We start from the raw sequence: 25,729 nt of genomic DNA, 5'->3' as shown, positions 1-25,729 counted from the left end.
CGGCATCGTCGCGAGCATGCGCCGCCAAGTCATGACCCTCAAGGCCAAGTTTAGTCGGTGGCTACCTCGAGCGGTCTTCCCGAGGTGCAGAGCACGGCATCGGCTCGACGCTCGTACGGTCTGGCTCGAGCTCCGGTGCGAGGAAGGCGTCTGCTACTGCACGGTGCTCGATGGTGACGCGCCCGCGGGTCGAGCCAGGGCGGGGCCTGTTCGGCGTTCGGGGCCTTCGCGCTGAATCGCCGGCCGAGCACGTTGCGCGCGATCGGCATGGTGTGGTTCGAGTCCGTGGTCCACCGGAAACGGCGCTTCCTGCGCGCTTCGAGGCCCCGCTCGCGCATGAGCCGCTCGACGCGCTTGCGGCTCACGCAGAGGCCCCTAGCGCGCAGCTCCGCGTGCACCCGCGGTCTGCCGTAGGTGCCGCGGCTGCGATGGTGAACGCCGATGATCTCCGCGGCAAGCTGCGCATCAGACGCTTGCCGCTGCGGCGCGAGGCGCTTGGACCAGGCGTAGAAGCCGCTACGTGAAACGCCGAGAACCTCACAGAGCACGGTGGTCGGGCAGTGCTTCTCCACGGCGATGAACGCGAACTTCACTCGCTCTCCACGCGACGGCGCCGTGCCGGGGCCGAGGAGCGTGTCGAGCGAGCTCACCTGCGACGCTGGATTAACCCTTTCCTTCAGCTACCTCGCACAGAACGATTTTTTCTCGCCGCCAGATCCAGAGCTACTTTGCGCATTGCCGACCTCCCTTGAGTCCCGGTCGATGGCGTCGCTGAACGCGTGGGGGCCGGGAGCGGGAGCTGACGGCCGGAGGTCGGCCACTTCTTTCTTCATCGGAGGCGAAGACCGGCGCCCGGCGCGACGTGCGCTCTCGGGACGCGCCGCGATCGAGCCCGAGGCTGCGAACGGCGTGAAGGGTGCCGATGCAACGTCGTCTTGGAGGGCAGATCTGCTGGTCGCAGGCGCAGGGCGAAGTCAGCGTCAGCAGGTCGGGCCGACTCATTCCATCTCTTTTTTGTGTGACAAACCCAAAGGAGCGGAGATGCGTTAGGGGTTCTCGAGCCGCCGGCCTGACGCCCGGGTCGGGTCCTGCCTGGCTTAGTTGTCGGGCGTACTCTGAGTAATCCAACGAACGAACTTCTCTCACGTCCACGCGACCAGCTGCGCGTCGGCGCGCGGATGGACTGGACAGCCTCCAAAGGACGATCCACCTTCTACGCCTCGACGCCACACGTCGAGGAAACGCGTCGAGGCAACTCGTCGAGCTCCGCACGCTCAAGGAGGCTCGTATGCCGAACCCCAGCATGCACCCTGCGAAGTTCATCGGACCCGCGGTCCTAGCGGCTACGCTCAGCGTTCCCCGCCAACGGAAGAAGAACGGTCCGGCGTGGCAGTATCACTCGAGGAGTGATCACCACTCGAAGGTCATCTGTCTCCTAATGGCGATCGACCTCATGACTGCTTCCGACATTCTCCGGCGAGACATCCTGAACGGGAGGGTCGCGTGCGGGATCAATCACGTGATGAAGGATTACGAGAGCAAGCGCGAGAAGGCGTTCGATCTCGTGTTCCACCGGCCGGTGCACCACGAAACCGCACGGCCCGCGACCACCTTCAAGAACTTGTTGAAGGTCTACGGCGTGGTACTCACGCACGAGCAGCAGAAGGTCGTCGACGCCCTGCCGGATATCCCGGTGCGCGACGTGAAGGCACATGGCGTCTACATCGCCTTCGAGGCGAAGGCGGCGATGACGGAGTTCGGCAAGGCCAGGCCTCGCCTCTTCGATGAGCTCAACAGCAGCCACCCGACCATCCACGGCGATACGGACCGAGCCATCGCGGCGGGCTGCGTCATGATCAACGTGGCAGACACGTTCATCAGTCCGCTGCGCAACCCCGACGGGCCGCACGCGTCGACGCTAGAGATCTCGGCCCACAAGCAGCCGAAGTCGTTCGAGGACGTGGTCGACAAGATCCACGAGCTCCCGCTACGGTCGGTGCACGGCAAGCCGGGCTTCGATGCGCTCGGCATCATTGCGGTGGAATGTCGTAACGACGGAACCCCCGTTGTGTTGCGCGAGGCGCCGGACGTGCTCAAGGATTATGAATATGACGGGATGATCTCGCGAGTCGCCCACCTCTACGAATCGTACTTCTCGCACTAGCTCCCGGGCTGCACGCTGCCTATCCCGTCTTTCAGCGATCTGGCGCCGCGATCCTCCGCGTCGCGCTCCTGGCCGCTCTCGTCCGCGCTCGCGCATCAGGTACTTTGTCCGCCGGCCGTCTGCGGGCGGTCCTCGCGTCCAGTCGCCCCGGCTCCTCGAAGGCGAAGAGCGACGAGGTGCACGTTTCGTGTATCCTTGCCTCTGGACGTCGCGGACAGGAGGATTTGTGAAGGTCTACGAGGACGACGGCATGCTGCTCGATGCAACGTTCCATGTCGAGCATGACGCGGGGGCGCTCGCGCTGACGTTCGATTCGCGTGGAGGGACGAAGGGTTCGTCCAGCGCTCGAAATATTGACTATGCGCGGGGGCTTTTGCGATTACTTGAGCGGCTTCGGAAATCCGGAGCAAAGATCGCTGACGCACTGATCGACTCACGCGGTGCCCATGGCCGCCCCATCGAAGAGCGCCGTCTGCTCATTCCCGGTCGACCATACCCGCTCGAAATCGATGACCCTCAGAAGTTGCAGCGACTACTCGCCGAGGCCCAACGCAAGAGCGGGCGTCCTGGATGGGGAAACCCGACAAAGCGGATCCGTATCGTGCTGGCGTTTTCTGGCTCAGAACCATCTGTAGAAGACCTCGAACGGGACTTGGCACGACCGCCAGGCTACCGCGAGACGTTGAGCGTCGCCGCCCACGCGCTGGGCAGCGCGGTGCGCGGACAGGGCTACGAGTCCGATCCTGCAATTCGGCACGTCATCGAGCTGCACGCGATGGGTCTTGCAGAAGCGCACTACCAAAAGCTCGGCTTCGATGTGGAGAACACGGCGAGCATGCAGCCGTTCGACTTCCGATGCACACGCGATGGGCTCGAGGTGCGCGTGGAGGTGAAGGGAACACGGACCGGTGGCGAGACGGTCGACGTCACGGTTGCTGAAGTCGAGAACGCTCGCGGAACCGGCTGGCGCACCGACCTCTTCATCGTGCACCAGGTCGAGGTCGTGCGCGTCGACGGCGTGCCCGTTGCGAGTGGTGGGATGATCCGCATCATTGATGGCTGGAAGCCGCTGGACGCGCACCTCACGCCGACCCGCTTCCGGTGCGTGGTGCCGGCTGCGTGGCCTCCGACGTAGAGCGCTGGTGCCTCGGTCCGCACTGCTTCGATGACGCCCAATACCCCAAGCTCGTCAAGCGTCGGATGTCGGGCGAACCCTCGTGATGCTCGTCCGGCGTTGACGGTTGCGCCTACGTACGCCGCTTGCGGGCGCTCTTGAGCCCGGATGCGGGCGCGTCCCGCCCCGCCGTCGGAGCCTCGCCGAGCAACGCGTCGAGGGCGCTCATCGCCCAGCGCACGCCTTCCAAGTCCCAAACCGTAAGGGCAGCGTCGAGGGCCGCTTGATGACGAGCGCCGGGGCGCGCGCCACGGCGGCGGCCTCGCCCATCCCCAAGTGAGCTGCAGCGATGGAGAGCATACGGCCACGCGGCCCGCTGACGCGGCATCTGGGCATGTGTGGTACGAGAGGTCGTGCCGGTCGCGTTGCTCGATCCAGTCGTCGGCACCTCCCTCCCGACGTCTCCAGAACTGCGCCAAGCTCCTCGGGATGCGACCTTGAGGTGTGGCTCGCTGACGGTCGTTGTTCGGTTCTAGACAGACGTTGCCCATGTCTGGCATCGTCTCGTGCGATGGGTAGTACGACCCTCGGAGCGAAGCGGCAATCCGTACCGACGATCAACTCGCCGACCGCACCGTGTCTGTCTCTCTCGGCGGTGCGTGTGGCTCGTAGCGCTTAACCGGAGCCGCACCGCCATCCCCCGAAGCAGCCTCATGGATATCACCGTCATCGAGCACAGCCGGTCCTGGAGAAGCGCCTCGTACAGCACATGGAACGAGTGGCTGTTCGAGTACACGTTCAGCCGGCATCGGAGTTCAGAGCCGGTCGAATACATTCCTGCCTCGTTGGAAGACCTTTGCGTCATCGTCGGGGAGCGCCCTGCGCAAGCTCATAATGTGCTGAGCGCTTTCTCGAGCTCGATCGTCGAAGAGCTACAGAAAGAGAGCTCGAATTTCGCGACGTACTGCCTGAAGTACCGCCTGCGCAGTCGCCGATACGCAGAATACTGGAGTGTTAGCAGCTACGAAGACCCCTACTTCTTCGGCTGCCTCTGGCTCACATGCCTCGTTGCGTCCGGCTACCCCGTGCATGAGGGGAACTTCTCGGCCCGGATGGCCCTGGTTCTGGGAGTCCCTGTCAATCTGTCGAAATCCGAATCTGGCAGCTTGGATGATGTCTGGAAGGACCTGGCAGAGTGGACGCGGTACCATTGCACGAAGTATAGGGAGTTACGCCTCCCGCCTAGAGACGAGTATCGCACGAACATCGGACGGTCCTTCTATCTGGCGTTTCCCAATCTCCGCGACCGTCAACGGATGAGGGCGCTTCTCGCTCGGACGGACCTCCTGGGGAGCGAGCCCCCCATCAGCCTTGTCATCGAGGTCTTGCTTCGCGCGAAGTCGGACTTCGGTACGGACTTCCAGCAAGAGCTGAGCACGTTCGTCGACCAGTTCCTGAAGAATGGCCGCGATCCACGGGACAGCGCGTTCTGGCGCGCCGTCCGCCAAGAGGTCCTCTCACCGCGGCCGGAACCCGGGACCAAGCTGGAAGGGGTGGGCCGCGCGATACTCATGGCGGGCTTCGATCAAGACGAGTTGCTCGAGCCCTATGTTGCTTGCACCGAAGAGTACCCCACCAAGATCGGCTTTCGGCGCGAGCCTCTCGACTTCGCGGTGCCTCCGCTTCGTCACCGGCTCGAGCCCGAGTGCGCTGACTTTCGGCGGTCAGCATTCGAGTCGCTCTTGACCGGTGCGTCACGACGAGCCTACGGGCAGGGCGTGGTGCCACTCCTCGAGGTCGCGACGGGCGAATATCGTCTCGCGCAGGGGGAGGAGGTGGCGGGGTGCGTTCTGGCTCTCGTCCGTGAGGATCGGGTCGACGCATTCGTCCGGGCGTTCGGGGGGAAACCGCGCGAATCTGCGCTCGACGGCTGGAAGGAAGTTGCCCCGTGCCAGCTGCATCAGCTCGACACGCTCCCCGAAGGCCTGGAGGGGGTCACGTCGCTCCTCCCCACAACCGAGCCACAGAGACCTGTTTTGGTTGGGGGTCTCCGCACCTCGACGGGCGCGTTTTATCTGGTGCCGGGATACATGCCATGCATTCGCGCTCCGGAGGCCGAGAAGGTCGAGCTACGCGTCGGCGATACATGGGTAGCGTGCGTGCGCGCTGCCGTCGGTGAGGAGAGTGTCCGCGAGTGGCTCATACCGGAGAGTCAAGAGCTCGGGGCGCTGGACGAAATGCTCGTGGCCGCGACGTGGCGCATACGCATAGACAGCCACTCGCTCGAGCGGCGAGGCGAAACGATCGCCCCGCTCGCACGATGGAGCATCGGAATCGGTTATAGGGGGCTTCCGAGCGGGCACTTTTGGCTCGAGACGACCTCGCGTCGACTGCAAGAGATCCGGGGGCCGCTCGACGAGATTCCACTCGGCATCACGACCACGGAACGCTCCCGCGCCATGGACATGCTATTTTTCGATGCGTCGGCGCGCTGGCTGGGACCCGGTGTAGGGGAGATGTCGCTCGTGCCGCGCCAGGGTTTCCAATGGCTGGCGGTTGGCCCCAAGAAAGCTCCCAGCGCCGTCGTTTTCGTCGGTGACGTGACCCAGCCCGTGCTTCCGGACGGCGGCACTGCACCGACTTCCAAGGACCGACGCCACTGGAAACACGCCTTCTCCGGAGGGCGCGCTACGTTCGTACGCAAGGGAGTCGATTACGTGCCGCTCTCGGCAAGCCCTGAAGCGCAGGCGATCCACTCGGCCTATGTTCTCGCCGCCATACGAACGAAGGGGGCAGGAACAGGGCGCACGTGCGAGTCCACGAATTTGGACAGCGTCATCGATGACGATGAGCGCGAGGCAGGGAACTACTCGGAAACGAGCAGGGTCCTGGTGGACGCCCTGTCCGTGATCGCGCAGCACCGCAGCGGCGTGCCCCTGCGAGAAATTCATGAGCATCTGGCTAGGCTCACGGGAACGGGCGAGCAGCATTCGCTTCGGTTCCATTTGGTTCGGGCACTCGCGGAGGCGGGAGCCGTAGACCTACTGCTCCGCACGGATGGCCGGCAAACGCTGGTGGTGGTTCGCAAGCCACGGCTCGTCGTCTATCGGATCGGCCATCGCTACCGTGCAACCGTGATGGGATTACTTCCTCCCACGAACGCGGAACTGCTGGCCAGCGAAGCGAAGCGACTGCACGTGGAGGTTCGTTTCAGGAATCCGCCCAACTCCTTTCAGCCCCCCGTCCTTCAGCTCGAGGCGAGCGACGGTGGCCTGGAGCCGCTCGAAGCGGTCTCTGGTGCACAGGCATTCGCTCCACCCGAATTCTTGGACTGGCCCGACACCTCGCTCGACCCGGAACATTTCGCCATGCGTGATCGGCTCTCGGCATCCCCACCCCCGGAGATGTACGAGAGGGAAGCGACCTGGTGCTGGAAAGCAGGCGCATTCTTGCGGACCCCGGAGGACCCCGGAGACGTGAGCATCGAGCTACGCAAGCACGAAAGGCGAGCCCCGGTTTATGTCGTCGTGCAAGACGGGGCGGCGTGCGGCTGGAGCCACTCGCGCGCGTGGGCACTCCTCGATGCCGCGGAGAGGCGCGGACGCGCGCCGTTCGTTCTCGACGCGGAAGGAGTCCTTCGCACCCCCCCCAATTCGCTGATGCACCTCCCGTTACCCTTGGCCCGCCTCTGTACGGTCGTGGGCGGGGTCCCTGGCCCTCGGGTCGAGGGCGGCGGGAGCGATCTGCAGATCACCGCATATCAATATCCATTTGGAAAGAGACTCATCCCCCTCGTGGCACGAGCGGTGCCCGCGTCGTGGACCCGGAGGAAGGTGGACTGATGCAGGATCCCATTGGTAACTTCGAGCGCATCCGAGAGTTCTACATCAGCTACCTGGACACGGCGTTTCGAATTGGGGACGAGAGCGTGGCCGAGGAACGGCGCCAGTTGTTGCGTCGACCTGGTACGTTCTGCACCGAGCCGCTCATCGAGCCTGTGCCCCGGTACGAGCCGCGCCGTGTAGGAGGGGCAGAGCTGACGTTCGACGCGATTTATACGGATGGTTCGAACAACGGACCGCTGGCCGGCTTCGGCGAGCCTGCGCGCCGGGCCTTCGTCGATTTGGCCCTCTCAGGGCTCTTCCCTTCCAAACCGAGGAATGGTGGGGATCTGCCACTGAGGCGACGGGCGAAGTTTTCGCCTTACAGCCACCAGGTCGAGATGCTCGCCAAGGGCGTGCAGCCCGGAACACCTGGGATCGTAACCTCCGGCACGGGCTCGGGCAAGACCGAGTCATTCATGCTGCCGCTTCTCGCGCAGCTCGCCAGAGAGGCGGTCGGCTGGCCGGCGCCCCAGGACGGCTACCTGAAGCGCCACTGGTGGCATGATCCGAGTACGCGCCAGCCGTACTTCGAGGAGAAGAACGGGCGTCGATGCCTGAAGCTCCCAAAGGACAAGCGCCCGAATGCGAAGGCACCCTTGCAGACTGCTTTCGAGAGGCACCGCCAAGGAGAGCAACGCCCCGCTGCCGTGCGGGCTCTCGTGCTCTATCCGATGAACGCCCTGGTCGAGGATCAGCTCGTTCGGCTCCGGAAGGCCCTCGATTCCCGCGAAGCCCGCGAGGCAATGGGGATCCATTTCAACGACAACCGCATCTTCTTCGGTCGTTACATCGGAGCCACCGAAGTCACTGGACACCCGGGCTCCGAAGTCTCGCCGCGCGGCCTCGATGCCTTCCTGAGCGCGGGCAAAAAGGCAGCCGAGCAGCTGGGCACCATCCATGTTCCGGGTCACAAGCTGGCGGACGACAACGGCTACGTCGCCTACGCGGACGTATGGGATGATGAGAAGGAGCGCCGCGGGCGCCGCCTGGAGCAACTCTTCGAGCACATGGTGGGACTGGAGCGCGGGCAGATTCAGGCACGACTCCATTCGCTCGACAAGAAGGCCCAGGCCAGTCTCGAGGCCCTTCTGCGAAGTCACGAGGTCGAGCAGGGGGGCCCGCCCGACGCAGCGACTTTCCTCGATTATGCAGAGCGGCCCGAGGTGGGAAAGCGAGCGCTGCCCGGCCTCCTCGAGGACTACCGGAAGCGCTTCGGCGCTCCCGATCCTACGAGCCGCGAGCGGCTCGAGAAGCTCGAGCTGAAGGACAAGGACGCAACGGAGGCTCCATCTTCTACTGCGATGGACGACTCGCCGTTCATGTTCCCGTCGGTAGACGGTGGGGAGATGACGAATCGGTGGGACATGCAGCAAGACCCTCCGGACATTCTCATCACCAACGTCAGCATGTTGAGCGCCATGCTCAACCGAGAGGTCGAAGAGCCCATCTTCGAGAAGACGCGAACGTGGCTCCAGCGAGACGACGCGTACTTTTTTCTCGTGCTCGACGAGCTTCACCTGCAACGAGGGTCTGCTGGCACCGAGGTCGCCTTCCTCCTGCGCATGCTCCTCGAGCGGCTGGGACTGACGCAGAGCGCGAAGCAGCGAAGCAAGGTCCGTATTCTGGCGTCGAGTGCCTCGTTACCCGCGTCCCCCCTCGAGGAGGCCGAGAGGAGCGCCCAATATTTGTGGGACATGTTCGGTCCGTTCGGATTGCCTCCGGAGCCCCGAAGCGTGGAGGACTCGAAGAAGCTCTGGCTTCGAGCCATCGTGACCGGCGAGGAGAAGAAGGGCAAACACCATCCGACCACGACCCCCGAGACTGTACCACTCGACCCGGCGCCGTTTCGGAATCTGCTCCACGTGCACCGCGACCAGACGTGGCACGATCCCGATGTTCCGCTGGCGCAGCCCCTCTTCGCGAAGAAGCCCGAGGGGGTCGAGGTGCTCGAGGAGGCATGGTCACGCGTCGGCGCAGCGCTGGGCATCGTTGCAGGCCCGGACAGGCATTTATATCGTACCATTGGTGCGGCAATCGAGGAGGCAACGCATCTGCTGCTTTGGGCCTGCTGGGAGCGGGGAGAGAATCGCTCGCGTGCGCAACCGTTGAGCGACCTGGCCACAAAGCTTTTCGGCGCCAGCGATGCCGAGCACCTCGAGGCAATCCGTGGGCTTCTATTCATTCGCGGAACAGGGGACGGGCTGAGGTTGGCCGAATACATCGAGCCCCTCGATCTTCCATCCTTCCGCGTTCACACCTTCTTTCGGAGCATCGAAGGCCTTTACGCCCCGGCTCACGCGTCATTGGGCTCGCCAAAGACGACATCTTCGCGCGGCGCAGAGGTCGGTCGACTCACCATCGAACAGGCCCAGCGCATCACCATCGAGGGGCCTCAGGGCAACGAGGAACATCGGCTCTTCGAGCTCGTCTATTGCGAGTGCTGCGGCGAGCTGTTCTTCGGTGGAATGCGGGCCGACGTGCCTGCTCGCAGCAACTACCTGGCGGAACTCCTTCCCCAGGAACCGCAGCTCGAGGGACTGCCAGACGCGGCCGCGTCTCAGCGTTTCGAAGACCTGTCGTGGGAACAGTACGTGCTCTTCTGGCCGGGACCGTGGGCTCTGCAGGCCGAATCCCTCGTGGACGCCGACGAGAAGAAGGGCCAATGGCGGCACGGAGTTCTTGAGCGCGAGACTGGGGGAATTCTCAAGCCCGACAGGGTATCGGAGTTCGACGCCGCGCGGCACCTCAAAGGCTGGTATTACGACAAGACTGCCGGAGGCGCCGGTCATCATCGAACGTGGGACGCTCCGGGGACGAACGTCCCCTATGCTTGCCCGAGCTGCCACACGTCTTACTCCGGCCGACGCGACAAGCGCTTCCGCTTGTCCCCTCTGCGGAACTTCCGCGCAGGTTTCGCCAAGACGACGCAGCTGCTGGCGACGGAGCTGTTCGATGCGCAACGGATCTCGAACCCGGCGGAGCCGCCCAAGCTGGTGTCTTTTTCCGACAGCCGTCAGGACGCAGCAAGAGCGGCTCTCTTCGTTGAAAAGAATCACCACCAAGACATCCGCCGCGAGCTTCTTGTAACAACGTTGCGGCACCACATCGCGAGCGGCGTGGGCGAGATGCTCGCCCTCCAGAAGGAGTGCAGCGACCTCGAGCAGGCGCTGACCACGGCTCCGGCCACCGTCAAACCGGTGCTGCAGAAAGAGCTCGGCGCGAAGCGGAGCAGGCTTGCGAGCCTGAACGAACCGAGCGCGATGCTCTCCGAGGTCCTCGGCATCGTGGAGAGCGGCAGCCTGACGTCCGAATCGATTGTTCCCGCGCTGATCGGGGCGATGGCGCGCTGTGGAGTTCACCCGTACGATGACGTGGGCCTCGACCGTCCGGCTGGACAGGGAGGTGGTGCAGATCTCCTGCGCTTCCCGTGGAACCGGCTCCTGACCTTGGATGCAGCGACGGATGGACTCTCATGGGCGACGTCCGACGAGCCCGACGAAGAGATTGCGCTGGGCAACGCCCGCACCCATCTGGTCCGTGAAGTACACCGTGTGATGACGGATGTCATCTTCAGTAAAACGTACTTCTCGCTGGAGGAATCCGGCCTGGGGTACGTGACCGTACCTCACGCAAAGCTCCCGGGCACCGGAGAGCAGAGGCGTCGACGAGCGGAGGAGCTGAGTGCCCTCATTCGGGTCATGTCCGACGCCTATCGGTACTGGCCGAGCCCTTACGCGAGGAAGGACGAAGCCGGCAAGGATCAGATGCCGGACGGGTGGACGGAGGCCTCACAGGTAAACAAACGCGTGGAGGCGTTTGCCCGGGCGGTCTGGTCGGACGAATGGGAGGCCGAGCTGAAGGCGGCGCTGGAAGCGCTGGCCGATGCCGGGCATCGGGATGGGATCATTCGCATGGCAGCGGTCCGCATCCAGCTCGTTGCCGACGACGCCAAGTTCGTACGCTGCAAACAGTGCTCTCGCGTCCACCTCCATGAGGGGGCTCGCGTCTGTACGCGCTGCTTCTCGAAGCTCGACTGGACCGAGCTGCCGAAGGAGGACGTCCGTCGGCTACACGTACGTAGCTTCCTTGCGCGTCGAATCCATCGGGCAGAGGCCTCGGCCGAGGGGAAGGGTCACGGCGCCTTCCGTCTCCATTGCGAGGAGCTCACCGGTCAGACAGAGGCGCCCGCGGAGCGCCAGCGGAAGTTCCGAGGCATCTTCGTCCCCCGATTGGAAGAACTCAAGGGTGTACGCGCCGACGCGAACGATGCGGGTGACCTCGTGCTCGCGGAGCAGGATCTGCTCTTCGCACGCAAGAGCGAGATCGATCTACTCGCCGTGACGACGACGATGGAGGTGGGCATCGACATCGGTCCATTGCAGGTCGTCCTCCAGGCGAACATGCCTCCGCAGCGCTTCAACTATCAGCAGCGTGTCGGCCGTGCGGGACGTCGTGGTCAGGCTTTTTCGATGGCGCTGACGATATGCCGTACGAAGAGCCACGACGTTTTCTACTTCCGCGAGCCGAAAGCGATGACGGGCGACATCCCGCCGACACCCTTCCTCACGAAGCGCATGAACGACATCGGTCAGCGCTTGGTGCACAAGGGCTGGCTGTGCCGAGCCTTTCGGCGCCTGCGACAGGAGGAGCGAGTATCGGGGTTGCCCTTCCCGGCCGACCTCATGAGCCTACCCGACATTCATGGCGAGTACCTACCGACGGTTCTCTTCCAGCAGCCTGTCTGGCAGGATCGCACGCAGCGAGCCCTCACCGCGGAACTGAATTACGCGAACGACCTTGCTCGATTGATCTCGGAAGGCAGCGAGCTGTCCTTTTCGACGGACGTATCCAACCTCATGAACAAGATGAGGGATGCCGTCGAGCGGGTGCAACAGAGCGGGCTTGGACATGTGCTCGCCGAGTATGGCCTGCTGCCGATGTACGGTATGCCAACCCGCGTCCGCGAGCTCTACATGGGGCTGCGGCGCAGCGGCGGCCAGCGAGAGTGGAGTACCGTGGACCGTGATCTGGATCTCGCCATCTACGAGTTCGCTCCCGGCTCAACAGTCGTCATCGACAAGCGCGAGCACCTCGCGGTCGGCTTCACGCCCAACCTCGCTCCACCTCGTCCTCGCAAAGGGGGGGATGTCGTTCTGCCCCTGCAGAGGTCGGCATTCGGCCAGGAATTCGAACTGGTGCAATGCAAGGTGTGCCAGGCATGGACCGACCTCCAGAAGGGGCCCACCAAGTGTGAGTGTGGAGCCGCTCTAGACCTCAGCGCGACTCGGCCCTGCTGCGTCCCGAACGCGTTCCGAACCAACCTTCCCGCGTTTGCACGATCGACGGAAGAGGAGGGCGCGAGCGGCATCCGCCATCGGTCCATTCAAGCCGAAGCCGCCCGAATCCAATTCGAGAAGGCGCAGGGCTTTGGCCCCGGAGGCGGATGGCTCCTCGCATTCGGCCACGCGAATGGCCGCACGTTCCGGCTCAACCGCGGGTCGCCTCACGAATCCGCGGGGCGGTATTTCGCAGTGAGAGACGGCGTGGACACGACACCGGGACCCACCCTCGAGCACCAGGTCATTTGCACGGACGGGGGCCTGGATCAGAAAGTCAAGGGATTCGACGCGCAATCGGAGGAGCGAAAGATCTGGCTGGCCGCGCCGAAGACCACGGACTCACTATACCTAGCGTCACATGGCACACCGGATGGGATGGCACTCGGTAATCTGTACTCGCAGCTCGATGAAGGGGTCGCCCCCGATGAGGTGACGTACTGGTTGGGAGTGCGTGCTGCAGCAATATCGGCCAGCTTCATCCTGGCCAGCCGTGCCGCGTTCGAGCTGGACATCGACCCCGAGGAATTCGATGTCCTGGAGCCGCGCCGGTACATGAAAGAAGACCAGCGCCCACTCCTTCAGATTACGGATCATCTCGTCAACGGCGCAGGCTACTGCGACTGGCTCGTCCAGCAGGAAGGAGGTCACCCCCGCATCGCGAAACTCATCCGTTCGATTCTTGAGGACCCGAAGGAATATCCGTTGAAGCAGTTCCTCGATGCGCAGCACACGTGCGACTCATCCTGCTACCGTTGCCTCCGGCGCTACGGCAACCAGCCTTTCCACGGCCTCCTCGACTGGCAACTGGGATTGGCGTTCATCAGGTCCATGGTAGATCCGGATTACCGGGCAGGTTTGACGGGTGGCAAGTTCGACGCCTACGTGGAGTTGCAGCGGTGGCCGGCGCTTGCCGCGACGCTGGCCGAGCAGATGGCTAGCCGATTCGAGGGTGAGTCCCGAATCATCGAGAACGTGGCTGCGTTCCGGATGAGGATGGCGAAGGGGCGGCTCACTCCGTGGGTGCTCGTTCGACACCCACTCTGGGACTGGAGCCCGGAGAACGGTCCACCACAGGGAACCATCCTGGAGCAGGCTTACGAGAAGGCGAAGAAGGATGGGGGCCAACCACTTTGCTGGGACAGCTTCAATCTCTTGCGCCGCCAGGTGTTGGTCCGAGAGAAGATCCTCGCCGAGGCCAGGAAGCAATGACGCTGCCGCCTCGCCTCCCACCTCCGCTGGAGCGAGTGGTAATTCCCTCGTTTTTCTCGCCTTCTCGGTTCGGTGCGCTACTCAGGTGTAAGCTGTCGGTCCTTGGGGAGAGCAACGCGGCCGCTTTGTTGCCGCCAGTGCCGTTGGCTATCCTCGGAACAATCGTACACCATGTGCGGCGAGAACTCAGTGAGGGCCGCTGGGACGAGAAGCTGGAGAGGGAAGCGGCCGTAGATCTTCTTCTCCATGAGGCCACGCAGCAGGTCGATGCCCAACTCCTCCGAGACGTGAGGACTCGGGCGTTTGCACCGTTGCGACAGGCCATCGGCCGACGAGAATGGGACATTCGGGCGTCGCGGCTCCAGCGGTGGGCATCCCGGATGACGCTTCACGGCATGGGAAGGCCCTCGCTCCGGCTTGGAGGTCTTCTGGAACGTCCTGCCGATGGGGGGGCAGATGAACCCGGTCGTGTCGAGACCGGGGACGAAGCCTGGTTGGTTGCGCCATCGCTGCGACTTCGTGGACGCAGCGACCGCATTGAGGAGACGACCCCCGGTACTCTAGACATCGTGGACTTCAAATCCGGGAAACTACAAGACGATGACGGACAGCTGCTGCCCGACGCGACGCTGCAGGTTCGGCTCTACGCGATAGTCGTCGAGGAGATCGGTTCCAAGGCTGTACGCCTTTTCCTCGAAGGGGACGAGCGGCATCGAGTTCCCTGGAATGACACTGCCCGCCGTGAGACGCGCGTGCTGCTCGAGACTGTGACGGCGGCACTGCCGAGGGCCCAGTCCCTTCCGGCCCAGGGCCTTGCCGAGCCGGGGCGTCAGTGCCGTGAATGCCGGCTTCGGCCGTCATGTCCGCGCTATTCAGAATGGGCTCCCACGGCCTGGACGCGTCCTCAACCGCCGGGCGACGAACCACCACTTGACGTGTGGGGCTCGGTCGAGTCCGTCACTGATGGGCCCAACGGCCATAGGGTGGAACTGCGCGATGCGAGCGGCCGGCTCGCCATCGTCGATGGCTTGAGCGAATCGCGTGGCATGGCGGCAGTGACTCCGAGTGAAACCGTGCATTTTTTCGATTTGCAGCGAACGGAAGACCGAAAAGCTCACGGCCGGGTGACGCATCCGTTGAACTTCCACGAGCATCCGCCGGATGGTGGCAGGCGCCTGACTCGTGCTCGCGGGCTTCAAGTCTTTCGGGGGTGAATGCAAACTGAGGCTCATCCGCTTCCAAAGACACCCAGAAGGCGCGAAGCTGCGAGGAGGCCGATGCGAAGCGGTAGCGAAAGTCTTTCCGCGGCGCGGAAGGTTCGGAGGCCGGACGACTAGCTCGAACAGCCCGATCGACGTTCAACCTGAAGCATCCGCGGTCACCCTACACGGCACACGGCGCGGCGCTCATGAGCGAGCAGCGTCGCTCATGGCGGGCGAGTTAGGCGCGAAGATCGGGCATCGTGGCTCGCATCGTGCGCGCTCGGCAGGGGGCGCCTGGCCGGGGAAGGCGGTGTGTCGAACTGGGGTGACCGAGCCTGAGCTGCACCCACTCAAGCCGCCTCGACCACCAACGGCACCGGCATCCGAAACCCAGTCCCCCCAGCCCTTTCCCTGGTGGAGTACCGTCCGTGTCCCCCTGGGGACGCCGAGTTGCCAACCTTGATGCCGAAGGCCCGTCCGGTCGCGGCAACCCCATCCAGCAGCACGCCCCGACCGTCCGGCCGGGTCAGGGGCGTGGCGCGGATGCCTGTCGGGAAGAGCGCACGCATGAAGGCGCGGGCCTCGAAGGGCTCGCGTTCGATGATGGATCTGGCCTCGTCGAGGCGCTGGCGAGCATCTCTCTCCAGGCGCCGGAGCTCGAGGTCCATGGCAGCCGGGACGGTCTTGGCCGTCCGTAACCGGGTCTCCACGGCCGTGAGTTCCTTCTGCCGCTCCCCGACCTTGGCGAAGAAGACGGCGCGCGCATCCGCCGGAGCTTCGAGGGCGAGCTCGGCGAACTTGTCGACCTCGGCGCGGAGCTTCTTCGCGTGGCGCTCGAGCTGCTCGATCTCGTGCTCGTGGGTCGAGGCGCGCTCGGCTACGCGGCATCGGGCCTCCGCGATGATGGCTGCCACGTACTCCTCGGTGAGTACCATGCGGCGGACCCAGTCGCGCACCGCGCCATCTACTTCGCAGATCTCGTGTCGAAGCGTCGAAGGGCACACCGTGCCGCCACGGTCCCGACGCCGGCAACACGTGTACACCTTGATGGCGTCGTAGCTCTGCTTCCCGTTGATCACCGTCAGCGGCCCGCCGCACTCGCCGCAACGGAGCACCCCTGAGAGGAGGTACGTCGCCGGTCGCCCGCCCTTCTTCTCCGGCGCGTCCTGCGCACGCACGCGAGCTTGCACCGCCTGCCAGAGTTCATCCGAAACGATCCGCAGATGCGGCGCGTCCACCACGACGACCTCGTGCCCGTGCTTCGTCGTGCGCATCCGCGTGCCCGACTTGTAGGTCTTGTGGACGTGCCCCCACTCCATCCGCCCGATGTAGAGCGGTCTGCGGAGGATCGCGTGCAGCGCGCTCGGCACCCACGCGCCGATCCCGCGCTTCCCTGCCCTCGGCGACGCGATCCCGCGCTCCGTGAGCGCCTTCCCGATCGTCCGTAGCCCCTCGCCGGCCGCGTACCGCTCGAATACCTCGCGCACGACGGCAGCCTGTTTCTCGTCGATCTCGCGTACCCGCCCAGCCCCATCCGGGGCCGGCACGTTTCGATACCCGTACACGATGCCGCCCGCGACGAGCCCGCGGCGTGCCTTTCGCTCTGCGCTCTCCCGCGTGCGACTCGCGATCTTTCGGCGCTCGCTCTCCGACGCGAAACCACGCATCACGGCCATGAGTCGCGTGGTCTCGTTGTCGAGCACCATTTCCTCGCCGGTCGCGTAAAAGACGATCTTCACGCCGGCATCGGTCATTTCCTGCGCAAACGTCGCGACCCGCAGCATATCGCCGCCGAGCCGCGAATCGTCGCGCACGATGATGACGTCGAATTGCCCATCAATGGCTGCATCGCGGAGCGCGGCGAAACCGGGCCGCCGCCGTGGGGCGAACTCCGCTCGGCTCGCCGTGTCGGTGTACTCGTGCAGCGGGTCGAGCTTGAGGTGCTTGGAAAGGGCGAACCGCCGCCCGTTGTCGAGCTGAGTGTCGAGGCTCTCGACCTGGTGCTCGTCGGTCGAGCGGCGGGCGTAGAGGGCGGCTCGGAGCTTCATGGCTTGGACGGAGGGTAGCGCAGGAGATCCGCGACCACGAGGCGACGAGCGCCTCGAAGACGTCAGGGCCCCACAGGAGGCGGACATCGCGCTGGTTTTCGGCGGGGGCCGGCTGCCTGGCTTTCCGCATCGGGGCGCGCTTGCTGGCCGGTCCTCGGGCTCCACCACGCCAGGTTCGGGATGGCTGGGCCGGTCGCGATGTTGGAAGGCGACGCGACGACGGCGGCCTTGCCGAGTTCGATGGACGGGCCGAAGGACGGAGTCGGCCTGATGAGGAGAGCGGTCTGCTCGTGGGGGGCATCGATGGGGGGACGATCGACGTGCTCATGGAAAGACCTCCCCGGCGCTCCGCGGTGGCGGGGCGCCGCGTGCATGGGTCATCCGGTTGGCAGGAGGCGACCGCGCTCGCGTGGTCGCCGGGCCCTGCTTGGCCGTTCTGATGAATCTAGCAATGGGACACGGGCGCGCTAGCAGAATTTGCGAATGAAAACGATGGCTTGTGGGTGTTCTCGAAGTGCCGCGTTCGATGCGGGAACGTGCACGTCCCCCCTTGGTTGACTGCGGCCTCGATCCGCTCACAGCCGCTCATGGAACCGCTTTTCACCTGGTGGCGAGGTCGATGTCCACGAACCCCCTTGTTTCATCGCTCCTCGATCCGCTCACGCCCGCTCGCAGAACCGCTTTTTTGCTCGTCGTGACAAGTGGCGTGTTGAAAAGGCTGTTTCACGGCTCTGGACGCGTGTCTGAGCGGTGCACGAGCGGGAAATTGGCCGGGATTTGAAGGGCGCCGAGCAGCGCGCAGCCGCGACGCTGCGAACGTGAACGCGCCGTCCCTCAAATCGAGACGAAGCAGTGCGGATTTCCATCACGGCCCGAAGGGCGCTCAGGGCCCTGGCGGTGGCAGAAGCCATGCGGAAAGGGCTTGCTACGTAGAGGATCCCCAAACTCGACCCTTGAAAACTAGGGGGCAGGACCCGCTCATGCCCGCTCACGCAACCGCTTTTTCGTTCGCGTCCGACGTCGAGCACGCTCTTCGGAGCCCACCGGCGCGAGCTGGTTGTCCCGAACGCCCATCGAGGCACGTTTCACGGCGGTCCACTTCACCAAAGTTTGCCCGACGTGCGCCAGGGTGCCCCCGCTGTCGACGCGAAAGTGCCGAGCATGAGCGGAGAATCCGCGAGGTCACCTCTTGTTTCAAAGGGTCTCCGATGGAGATCGTCCGCAAATCGATCCGCTTTTCGCACGACGAGAGGGGGTGGCTTTCTTTGATCCACCCCAGCAACCCTGTCGAGCCCGCCTCGAGCGCCCTCCGAGCCTCCGCAAGGGGGCCTTCACCCACCGTCGAGCTCGTCGATCAGTACGACAAAGCACGAGCCGCTCCCGAGCCGGTGGCTCGAGCCGCTCGCGAGACCGGCGACCCGGTGGCTCGGAGCGGCTTGCGAGCGGCTCCGAGCGGCCTTATCCCGCAGATTTGGGTTTGTCCACCTGCAGCAATGCGCGGTTCAGCATGACTGCAACGGTGTCACGGCTTTGACCCCATCCGGATCATCCCCTTACAATGCGGACACTCTTGGCTGAGGTGTCCTCATGCAGCGATGGATCATGCAGCGGGCGAAGTGGCGGAAGGATGGGCGCCTCGTCGTCAAGATCTCCGCGTGGCTTGAAGCGGAGGTATACGAGCAGTTCCTCGGGGCTGTCCCCGAGGAGCGGATACGCAGCTTCGTGATCACCGAGGCGATCCGAAGGTTGCTCGCGGACCCGGCGTTGCTCGAGGAGGTGCTCGAGGCCGTGGCCACTCGACGAGCGCAACCTCCGAAGAACGAGCCGGCGACGAAGAAGAGCGGTGCGACGAAGAAGGGCGCCGCAACGAAGAGCAAGAGGGGCTCCACGGCGCCGAAGAGCGCCACCACGAAGGGCCCGCTATCGAAGAAGCAGGCTCCGGAGGCGAAGCCGTCATCAATCCGTCGCTCGCCGCCACCGCCCAAGGCTCCGTCGATTGCACCCCCGCCGAGCTCGCCGAAGTCCCGGAAGTCGACCTCCACGCCCACCGTCCCGCCCGGATCCATCCCGAGCACCCGACGCGGACCGCGATCGCGTCGCTGAGACAACTACACGGACTTTTGGGCGCAAGGCCTCAATCGCCAAGTCGCTGAATCTATGGCGTAATTCACTATCGCGTGGATGGATAGGCGCCCAGGCGCCTGGGCGATCCGAAAGGCGAACTGTCGATTTCTGCTTGCGCATTGGCCTCGGTGCTCTCATGCCTCAATGAGGCCCATGAAAAACAAAAACGAGCCCGGATGGCTCGAGCAGGATTCGTCTGCCGAGCAGGATCCAGGGGGACACCCTCTCTTTTCCCGTCCGGAGACCGAAACCGGTCCGGACCCTCGCCGTCTCGACATCGCCAAGGCATTCCGAGGATCCGACCTGCGGAGCTGGGAGCAGATCATCGAGCTGTTCGGCGGTGACTGCCCCTATCAGCTCGTCGCTTTCTGGGGGAAGACGTATCGGTTCCCGCCTTTCCGCACCGTAGCGATGAGCAAGACCGCAGCCAAGAGCCCGAAAAAGCAGTCCTCGAGGGCGAAGCCGTCATCAATCCGTCGCACGCCGCCACCGCCCAAGAAGTCGCCCTCCACGCCCACCGCCCCTCCCGGCTCCACCCCGAGCACCCGACGCAGATCGCGATCCCGTCGCTGAGATCATTCCACGAAGTCACAGCTCAATCGCTCTGCCGCGGCGCGATCTTGAAGGCGTCAGGGAGTTCCTGACTTTTGTGCAAGGTCATGGGCGCCAAGTGGCTAAATCCACGTTGTTATTCGCTGGTGCGTGAATCGATAGGCGCCCAGGCGCCTGGGCGACCGAAAAGCGAACGGTTGATTTCTGCTTGCGCATTGGCCTCGGCGATCTCATGACTCAATGAGGCCCATGAAAAACAAAAACGAGCCCGGAGAGCTCGAGCAGGATTCGTCTGCCGAGCAGGAGCCAGATCCAGGGGGTCACCCTCTCTTTCCTCGTCCGGAGACCGAGACCGGTCCGGACCCTCGCCGTTTCGAGATCATCCAGGTCACCCGCTGGTACGACGGGATCAAGGAGTGCTGCCCCAAGGCATTCCGAGGATCCGACCTGCGGAGCTGGGAGCAGGTCGTCGATATGTTCGGCGGTGAGTGCACCTATCAGCTCACCGCGTTCTGTGGGAAGACGCATCGGTTCCAGGCGTACTCCGAAAAGATGTACTTTGCGGGACCGGCGCGGAAGCCGTTCCACCACGAGGAACGCAAGCGACCCGCCACGGAACCGGCGCAGCAAGCGGGGCATGGCCCCATTCCGGGTGTTCCACCGGGACACCCTCCCCCCTATTACTACGCGCCGCCGCCTCCGCCCCCTCCGCCGCCTCCTCCTCCCCCGCCGCAACCGGCGCAGTCGCCTGTTTCTGATCCTGATGAAAAGCATGATCGAAAGCCAAGCGCAGGCGCAGGCGGCGAGTGCTGCGGCCGCGGCGAGCTTTCAGTCCTCGCTCCTCCAGCTCGCGGTCGATCGGCCGAAGAACGACTTCAGCATGGAGCTGTTTCGCGAGGTACTCAACGCGAAGAACAAGGGACCCGAGTATGATCGTGGTCTCGAACGTGGACTCGAGATCGCCAAGGAGATCCGCGTTGCGGGTGGGTCAGCGCCGGAGCGCGGGGATGCAGGCGAAGATGGCTTCGACATCATGGGGCTCGTCCAGAGCTTTCTGATGGCGAAGATGGCTACGCCGCCCGCGGCAGCAGCGACCGCGCCGCAGCCGCAGCCCGCTCCCCAAGCGCCGCCGCCTGAAACCCAGCCGGAGCCGGCCCCGGCGCCCCCGCCTTTCGTCCCCCCGATGCCGTATCCCTATCCGTATCCGATTCCCCCGGGCTGGGAGGCGTGGGCGTATGCGCAGGCGATGGCCATGCAGCCCCCGATGCCCGGATGGTCGCCGCCCCCGGTGGCCGCGCCGCAGGTCCCGTCGGTAGGCAATGGTTTCCCGCCTGCGCCGCCTCCCCCTGGATACCCGTATCCGTACCCGTTCCCCCATCCGCCCCCGGCTCCGGCGGCGGTGCCCGTCGCGCAGCCCGTGTATTCGCCGGCCCCGGTCGCCCAGGGCGCGCCGATCAACCCGCACCCTGTGCCCACTCCAGTGCAGCCCGTGCCGCAGCATGTCTCGCCGTTCTACGGCCACCCGAACGCGCAATCGCCCCCGTTCACGCCGTTCCCAGCTCCCGTTGCGAAGCCGCCGCAGCCCCCTTCCCCGGCTGCTTCGCTGGCCAACCCGGCGGATGATCCCGCGGGGTCCGTGATCTCGCCGTCCGAGCTAGTCCGCCTCATTGGGGAGGCTACCGAAAGCTCGTCTTCTACCGATGAGTTCATCGGCAAGCTGAAAAAGCTCGTTCCACAGTGATTAAAAATCAACCCCCAGCCGGGAGGTATGACGATGATGAACGGATCTGCCGGAATTCCCCACCCCATTGACCGACTGCTCTACGGGCAACTTCACCTCCAACCTGACCCCCTGGGTGCGTTCTTCTCATGCATCACGGACCTCGTCCACACCCCCGAAGCGAAAGAGAAGCCGCAGTTATTGCCACTCGCCATGGCCTATGCCAGCTCCCAGCTTCGCCGAGTCGGCCATCCAGACGCTGATCTTCTGTTTGGCGTTGCACTGGGGATCGCTGCCGCGATGACCGCGCGGAGCAACCCATCCACCCAGGAGCAACAGTCTACTTCGCCAACGCCTGCCGAGGGATCTATTCGGACGCCGCTGCCCAACGATCCTGCCGTCTGCGAGCCAAAACCACCACCGAAAACACGAGGAGCGTGGGTGGAGTTGTCGAACGGCGAGATGGTTCGCGTGCCGCCGGCGGAAGGCACGGAGCCGTTCCCGATGTACTTCTACGATCGATCCCGCAAGAACTGAGGACACGCTACCATGGCGGCGAACCCGACGAACGGCGCAGATTCCCCCGGACACCCGCTTTTCCCTCGAGCGGCGATCGGTACCGGACCGGATTGCCGACGCTTCGATTTTATCCTCATACAGCGCTGGCTGCCCGATGGCACGCTCGAGTGCTGTCCGCGCCTGTGGCTCGGCGCCGAGCTGCGAAGCTGGGAGCAGGTCCTCGCAATGTACGGAGGAGAGTGCATGTACCAACTCGTCGCGATGTGCGCGCAGACGGGATCGGTGCAGGCGTATTCGGAGCGAGTCGCGTTCGCGGCGCCCGCGAGGAAGTCATTTCATGCGAGCCCGACGAACGGGGGGGACACGGCCAGCCTCGTTCGGATGATCCTGGATCACGACCTCGCCATGCACGAGAAGCAGAAGGAGCTGCTCCTGCTTGCGTTCGAGTTGAATGAGCGCAGGGCGGAGAATGCGGCGAAGAGGGCGCGGCGGGGAGTGCGGGATGGGATGAAGCTCGGGCGGGCGATCTGGGGTGGCGAGGAGCAGCCTCGACCTGCAACGGCTCGACCTGCAGCGGAAGTCCAGGTCCCTGCCCCGCAGCCGGCGCCGGAGGAGCCTGCTATCCCCGTCACGCGGCCGGTCGAACCTCCCGCCATCGAGCCAGTGGCGACGCCGGCCACCGCGGCCGTGGTGCCGTCGTCGCCCCAGCTCCATCCCTACCATCGCCCGAGCACGCCCTGGCGTGGTGCCCCGAGGCGCGCCCGTACGGTGCGTTCACGTGTTCGGGCCTCGGCCTTCGAGACGCTTGGCCGCGCGTCGCACGGCCTCGGCGCGCGCCTCCATGCGCGGAGCGAGCGCGGCCCGGAGCTCGGCCGTGAGGGCGGGCTCGGCGACGCGCGGGGAGCCGGCGTTGAAGGGCGGATCGGGGTCGTACTCGATCATGAGCTGGATCCGCTCGGCGACGCGGGGCCCGGCGATCTCCGCGATGATACGCAGTGCCAAGTCGATCCCAGCCGTGACGCCTGCTCCCGTGATGACCGCGCCGTCCACGACCACCCGCTCCGCGACGGGCTCCGCGCCGAATGCGCGCAAGAACTCGAGCGACGCCCAGTGCGTGGTCGCCCGCTTGCCGCGCAAGAGCCCCGCAGCACCGAGCACCAGCGCGCCCGTGCAGACGGAGGTCACGTACCGGGCACGCGCTGCGATCCTGCGCAAGAACGCGAGCGTCTCTTCGTCGTCCAGCAATGCATTCACGCCGAACCCACCCGGCACGCAAACGAGATCGAGCGGCGGCGCGTCCGCGAATGTGGCGGTGGGAAGCATCGTCAAGCCGTGCTCGGTCTTCACCGGAGCCGCGCTCCTTGCGATGAGGTGGACCTCGGCGTCCGGTAGGCGTGCGAGCACCTCGTAAGGGGCCCGTGAGGTCGAGCTGCGTGAGGTGGGGGAAGAGAAGCAGACCGGCGTGGAAGGAGCATTGCCTCGTCATCTCGGTACCCATGCCAGGACCTGGTATTTGGCGTGGACCCCGAGCTGTTCGATGGTGAACACGGAGGAGCACCGGTAAGGTTCGCCAAGTTTCTCAGCGGCCTTTGCAGTTGTCGTTTGTAGGGACTCCTTGGTGATCCGAGCGTGGCAATAAGCCGGCGCTTCATGGACCGCATACGCGAACACGATAACAGCGCTTCGTTGTCGTCCCTGCAGTTTCACGAGGTCGCGCTGGATGCCAGTCACGCATTCGCGAGGTCCGAGTTGCCAGAGCAGCTTCCACTCGAACGCCCAGCGATTGTCGCTTCCAGCGGGGCAAACGACCATGTCGACGCGCGTCAGGCCGTCGCCAGTGGGCGCCTCGAGCCGGAGCTCGAGAGAGCCCGCGGGGGCCGCGCGCTGGAGCCCCAACGCCGCGGCGGCAACCACGGAGATCTCCGGTGCGACACGTGGCAGAAGCATGGCCAGCAGGGCTTCCTCCGCCCGCAGTCCGTTTGTGAAGGCCTCGAACCACGCGGCGGGACACGCTTCTTCCCGGACCGGGCGCGTGACTTGTCCTGCATCGCGTACAGTGGTCATGGGACGATGCTCGCGCGACTCGAGCGGCGCCACAAGATCCTTAGCTGGTCTCGGCCAAGGCGTCAGGGCTCGGTGCTCGCCCTGTTGAGCACGTCGCCATCCCTCCCGCACGGGCACGTGGAGTTCGCGGGTCGGCGCCTGGGGGCGGTAGTTTTGGAAAGGACACAACACGGGGCGGTGGGGTCAGGAGATCCGGGGTTCGTCCGAATCAGCGTCAAGCGCTAGGGGCTCCCACTATCCGTGCGATTCGAGTAGGGTTCCGAACCGATGCACACCAGGGAGCCTGATGATCTGTTGAGCAACCCCGACGAGCCGGGGGACCGGACCCGCACCGCGGACGTATCCAGGGGCAGCGCGGCGCCCCCGCCGATGCAGCAGGGCGTCTACCTGATGATCCCGCACGAAACCGGAGACAAGAACGAGCCCCTGTTGGCCGGCAAACCAGTGGTGGTAGGCCGGGACCTGCCCTCGGACGTGTGCATTCCTGATCCTGAGCTATCGCGCAGACACGCTCGGTTCACGCTTCTTGACAACAAGGTCCTCGTCGAGGACCTCGGCTCAAAGAACGGCACCTTCATTGGGGGCCGTCGGATCACCAGCGACACGATCGCTTTGAGTGGCGAAGTCATGCTGAACGCCAAGACCATCGCTCGGATCACGGCATTCGGCGTAGCCGTAGAGGCGGAAAAGCTCGCCTCCGCAGCGCACTGGTCCGGGATCATCCCCCCGGTAGACGACGATGCGCCATTCTTCGGCACAAGCCCGAAGATGCAGGCTCTGCTGCATGCCATCGACCGCATAGCCGATTCGCAGCTCACTGTGCTTCTCCATGGCGAAACTGGAACTGGCAAGGAGGAGTTTGCCAAGCTAATCCACGCCCGGGGACCGCGACACCGCAAACAACTTGTAACTGTCAACTGTGGCGGCATTCCCCCCTCTCTCATCCAGAGCACATTTTTCGGGCATGAAAGAGGCTCGTTTACCGGCGCAGAAAAGTCTCATCTCGGCTTCTTTCCAGCGGCTGATGGGGGGACTTTGTTCCTCGACGAGATCGGGGAGCTGTCGCATGAAGCGCAGGCGACACTCCTGCGGGTGCTCGAGACGCGAAGCTTCTCCCCCGTGGGCTCCCCTCGCGAGGTGACGGTCGATGTGCGGATCGTCGCAGCCACGAATCGCGACCTCGAAGCAATGGTCAGAGAAGGACGCTTCCGTGAAGATCTCCTGTCTCGCCTGGGTACACCCTTGGTTATCCCTCCTCTGCGCGAACGGAGGGACGAGATCTCGCCACTGTGCCAGCGCTTCCTTGCGCGCGCGAACAAGGACCACGGCAAGAACGTACAAGGCATCACCTCTGACGCCATGCTTCTCCTCCACGCCTATGATTGGCCAAGGAATGTACGCGAGCTGAGGCGCGCCATTGACGAGGTCGTGGTTTGGAAGGCCCCTACCCTGATCCGGCCGCAAGACCTCCCAACGCGCGTGCAGGCGGCGCTGCCTGACCCAAAGGGTGCCGACGTTGGCGGCCTCAAGGCGGAGCTAGAGCAGGTTGAGGCGCAGAAGATCGCGGATGCACTCCAGCAGGCCAACGGAAACCGAGACGATGCTGCGAAGGCGCTCCTGGTAAACCCGCGCACCCTCAGGCGCCGGATGAAGGAGCTCGGGATCGAGACCCCGAAGAAGAAGCGTTAGTCCTGGCCAGGTTTGGCCATGCGTCCAGCGGGGTCTGGCCAGGTTTGGCCAGGCCGCGCCCCATCCCTACGCTGCTCCCGCGCGTTTTTCCCTCGAAACAC

12 protein-coding genes and 1 pseudogene are annotated in these 25,729 nt (G+C 64.7%); 9 read left to right on the top strand and 4 right to left on the bottom strand.

Annotation, left to right across the window (positions count from 1 at the left end; all coding sequences use genetic code 11):
• Positions 1 to 215 precede the first annotated feature (215 nt).
• Positions 216 to 593 (bottom strand): annotated as a pseudogene (locus tag QHF84_RS27575) (IS3 family transposase); the annotation flags it as partial.
• Between the two features lie 845 nt (positions 594 to 1,438).
• On the opposite strand from QHF84_RS27575, the gene QHF84_RS27570 reads away from it, so the two are divergent.
• The 5 genes from QHF84_RS27570 (at position 1,439) to QHF84_RS27550 (ending at position 14,924) form a co-directional block, all read left to right on the top strand.
• On the top strand, positions 1,439 to 2,164 hold the full coding sequence (locus QHF84_RS27570; protein ID WP_281316423.1) for a hypothetical protein: 726 nt from the start codon (positions 1,439 to 1,441) through the stop codon (positions 2,162 to 2,164).
• Between the two features lie 226 nt (positions 2,165 to 2,390).
• The gene (locus QHF84_RS27565; RefSeq protein WP_281316422.1) at positions 2,391 to 3,299 is read left to right on the top strand and encodes a DUF3883 domain-containing protein; all 909 of its coding nucleotides are present in this window, start codon (positions 2,391 to 2,393) and stop codon (positions 3,297 to 3,299) included.
• Between the two features lie 692 nt (positions 3,300 to 3,991).
• The gene (locus tag QHF84_RS27560) at positions 3,992 to 7,120 is read left to right on the top strand and encodes a hypothetical protein (RefSeq protein ID WP_281316421.1); all 3,129 of its coding nucleotides are present in this window, start codon (positions 3,992 to 3,994) and stop codon (positions 7,118 to 7,120) included.
• The gene (locus tag QHF84_RS27555; RefSeq protein ID WP_281316420.1) at positions 7,120 to 13,710 is read left to right on the top strand and encodes a DEAD/DEAH box helicase; all 6,591 of its coding nucleotides are present in this window, start codon (positions 7,120 to 7,122) and stop codon (positions 13,708 to 13,710) included. Before QHF84_RS27560 ends, QHF84_RS27555 begins: the two co-directional genes overlap by 1 nt.
• Positions 13,707 to 14,924 (top strand): PD-(D/E)XK nuclease family protein, encoded by a 1,218-nt coding sequence (locus tag QHF84_RS27550; RefSeq protein ID WP_281316419.1) that lies wholly within the window; start codon positions 13,707 to 13,709, stop codon positions 14,922 to 14,924. Before QHF84_RS27555 ends, QHF84_RS27550 begins: the two co-directional genes overlap by 4 nt.
• A 338-nt stretch (positions 14,925 to 15,262) precedes the next feature.
• On the opposite strand, the gene QHF84_RS27545 is transcribed toward QHF84_RS27550, so the two are convergent.
• Positions 15,263 to 16,960, bottom strand: coding sequence for a recombinase family protein (locus QHF84_RS27545; RefSeq protein WP_281316418.1), 1,698 nt, complete (start codon positions 16,958 to 16,960; stop codon positions 15,263 to 15,265).
• A gap of 1,587 nt (positions 16,961 to 18,547) precedes the next feature.
• On the opposite strand from QHF84_RS27545, the gene QHF84_RS27540 reads away from it, so the two are divergent.
• From QHF84_RS27540 to QHF84_RS27530, 3 genes are all read left to right on the top strand, one after another.
• Positions 18,548 to 19,063 carry a hypothetical protein gene (locus QHF84_RS27540; RefSeq protein ID WP_281316417.1) on the top strand — a complete coding sequence of 172 codons (516 nt, stop codon included), beginning with the start codon at positions 18,548 to 18,550 and terminating at the stop codon, positions 19,061 to 19,063.
• Between the two features lie 1,345 nt (positions 19,064 to 20,408).
• A complete protein-coding gene (locus tag QHF84_RS27535) occupies positions 20,409 to 21,377 on the top strand; it encodes a hypothetical protein (protein WP_281316416.1) in 969 nt (322 codons plus the stop codon).
• 33 nt (positions 21,378 to 21,410) lie between these two features.
• Positions 21,411 to 21,893, top strand: a complete 483-nt coding sequence (locus QHF84_RS27530; protein ID WP_281316415.1) for a hypothetical protein — start codon at positions 21,411 to 21,413, stop codon at positions 21,891 to 21,893.
• A gap of 756 nt (positions 21,894 to 22,649) precedes the next feature.
• Here the strand turns inward: QHF84_RS27530 and QHF84_RS27525 are convergent.
• On the bottom strand, positions 22,650 to 23,279 hold the full coding sequence (locus QHF84_RS27525; RefSeq protein WP_281316414.1) for a DJ-1/PfpI family protein: 630 nt from the start codon (positions 23,277 to 23,279) through the stop codon (positions 22,650 to 22,652).
• A 78-nt stretch (positions 23,280 to 23,357) separates the two neighbouring features.
• Positions 23,358 to 23,939: a hypothetical protein gene (locus QHF84_RS27520; protein ID WP_281316413.1), complete on the bottom strand. Its 582-nt coding sequence runs from the start codon at positions 23,937 to 23,939 to the stop codon at positions 23,358 to 23,360.
• A gap of 267 nt (positions 23,940 to 24,206) precedes the next feature.
• Here QHF84_RS27520 and QHF84_RS27515 point away from each other — a divergent pair, with 267 nt between their 5' ends.
• Entirely contained in the window at positions 24,207 to 25,628 is a 1,422-nt protein-coding gene (locus QHF84_RS27515) for a sigma 54-dependent Fis family transcriptional regulator (RefSeq protein WP_281316412.1), read from the top strand.
• Positions 25,629 to 25,729: the final 101 nt, after the last annotated feature.

Origin of the sequence: Polyangium sp. y55x31, assembly GCF_029946505.1 — a bacterium.
GTDB lineage: Bacteria > Myxococcota_A > Polyangia > Polyangiales > Polyangiaceae > Polyangium.
Note: the sequence above shows the minus strand (reverse complement) of the source record. Positions and strands in the feature narration are given on the sequence as shown.

Excerpts from the sequence above, each read along its gene's own strand:
- QHF84_RS27560 (WP_281316421.1), top strand. The coding sequence starts at position 3,992 with ATGGATATCACCGTCATCGAGCACAGCCGGTCCTGGAGAAGCGCCTCG.
- QHF84_RS27570 (WP_281316423.1), top strand. The coding sequence starts at position 1,439 with ATGGCGATCGACCTCATGACTGCTTCCGACATTCTCCGGCGAGACATC.
- QHF84_RS27555 (WP_281316420.1), top strand. The coding sequence starts at position 7,120 with ATGCAGGATCCCATTGGTAACTTCGAGCGCATCCGAGAGTTCTACATC.
- QHF84_RS27515 (WP_281316412.1), top strand. The coding sequence starts at position 24,207 with ATGCACACCAGGGAGCCTGATGATCTGTTGAGCAACCCCGACGAGCCG.
- QHF84_RS27535 (WP_281316416.1), top strand. The coding sequence starts at position 20,409 with ATGATCGAAAGCCAAGCGCAGGCGCAGGCGGCGAGTGCTGCGGCCGCG.
- QHF84_RS27530 (WP_281316415.1), top strand. The coding sequence starts at position 21,411 with ATGATGAACGGATCTGCCGGAATTCCCCACCCCATTGACCGACTGCTC.
- QHF84_RS27540 (WP_281316417.1), top strand. The coding sequence starts at position 18,548 with ATGCAGCGATGGATCATGCAGCGGGCGAAGTGGCGGAAGGATGGGCGC.
- QHF84_RS27545 (WP_281316418.1), bottom strand. The coding sequence starts at position 16,960 with ATGAAGCTCCGAGCCGCCCTCTACGCCCGCCGCTCGACCGACGAGCAC.
- QHF84_RS27520 (WP_281316413.1), bottom strand. The coding sequence starts at position 23,939 with ATGACCACTGTACGCGATGCAGGACAAGTCACGCGCCCGGTCCGGGAA.
- QHF84_RS27550 (WP_281316419.1), top strand. The coding sequence starts at position 13,707 with ATGACGCTGCCGCCTCGCCTCCCACCTCCGCTGGAGCGAGTGGTAATT.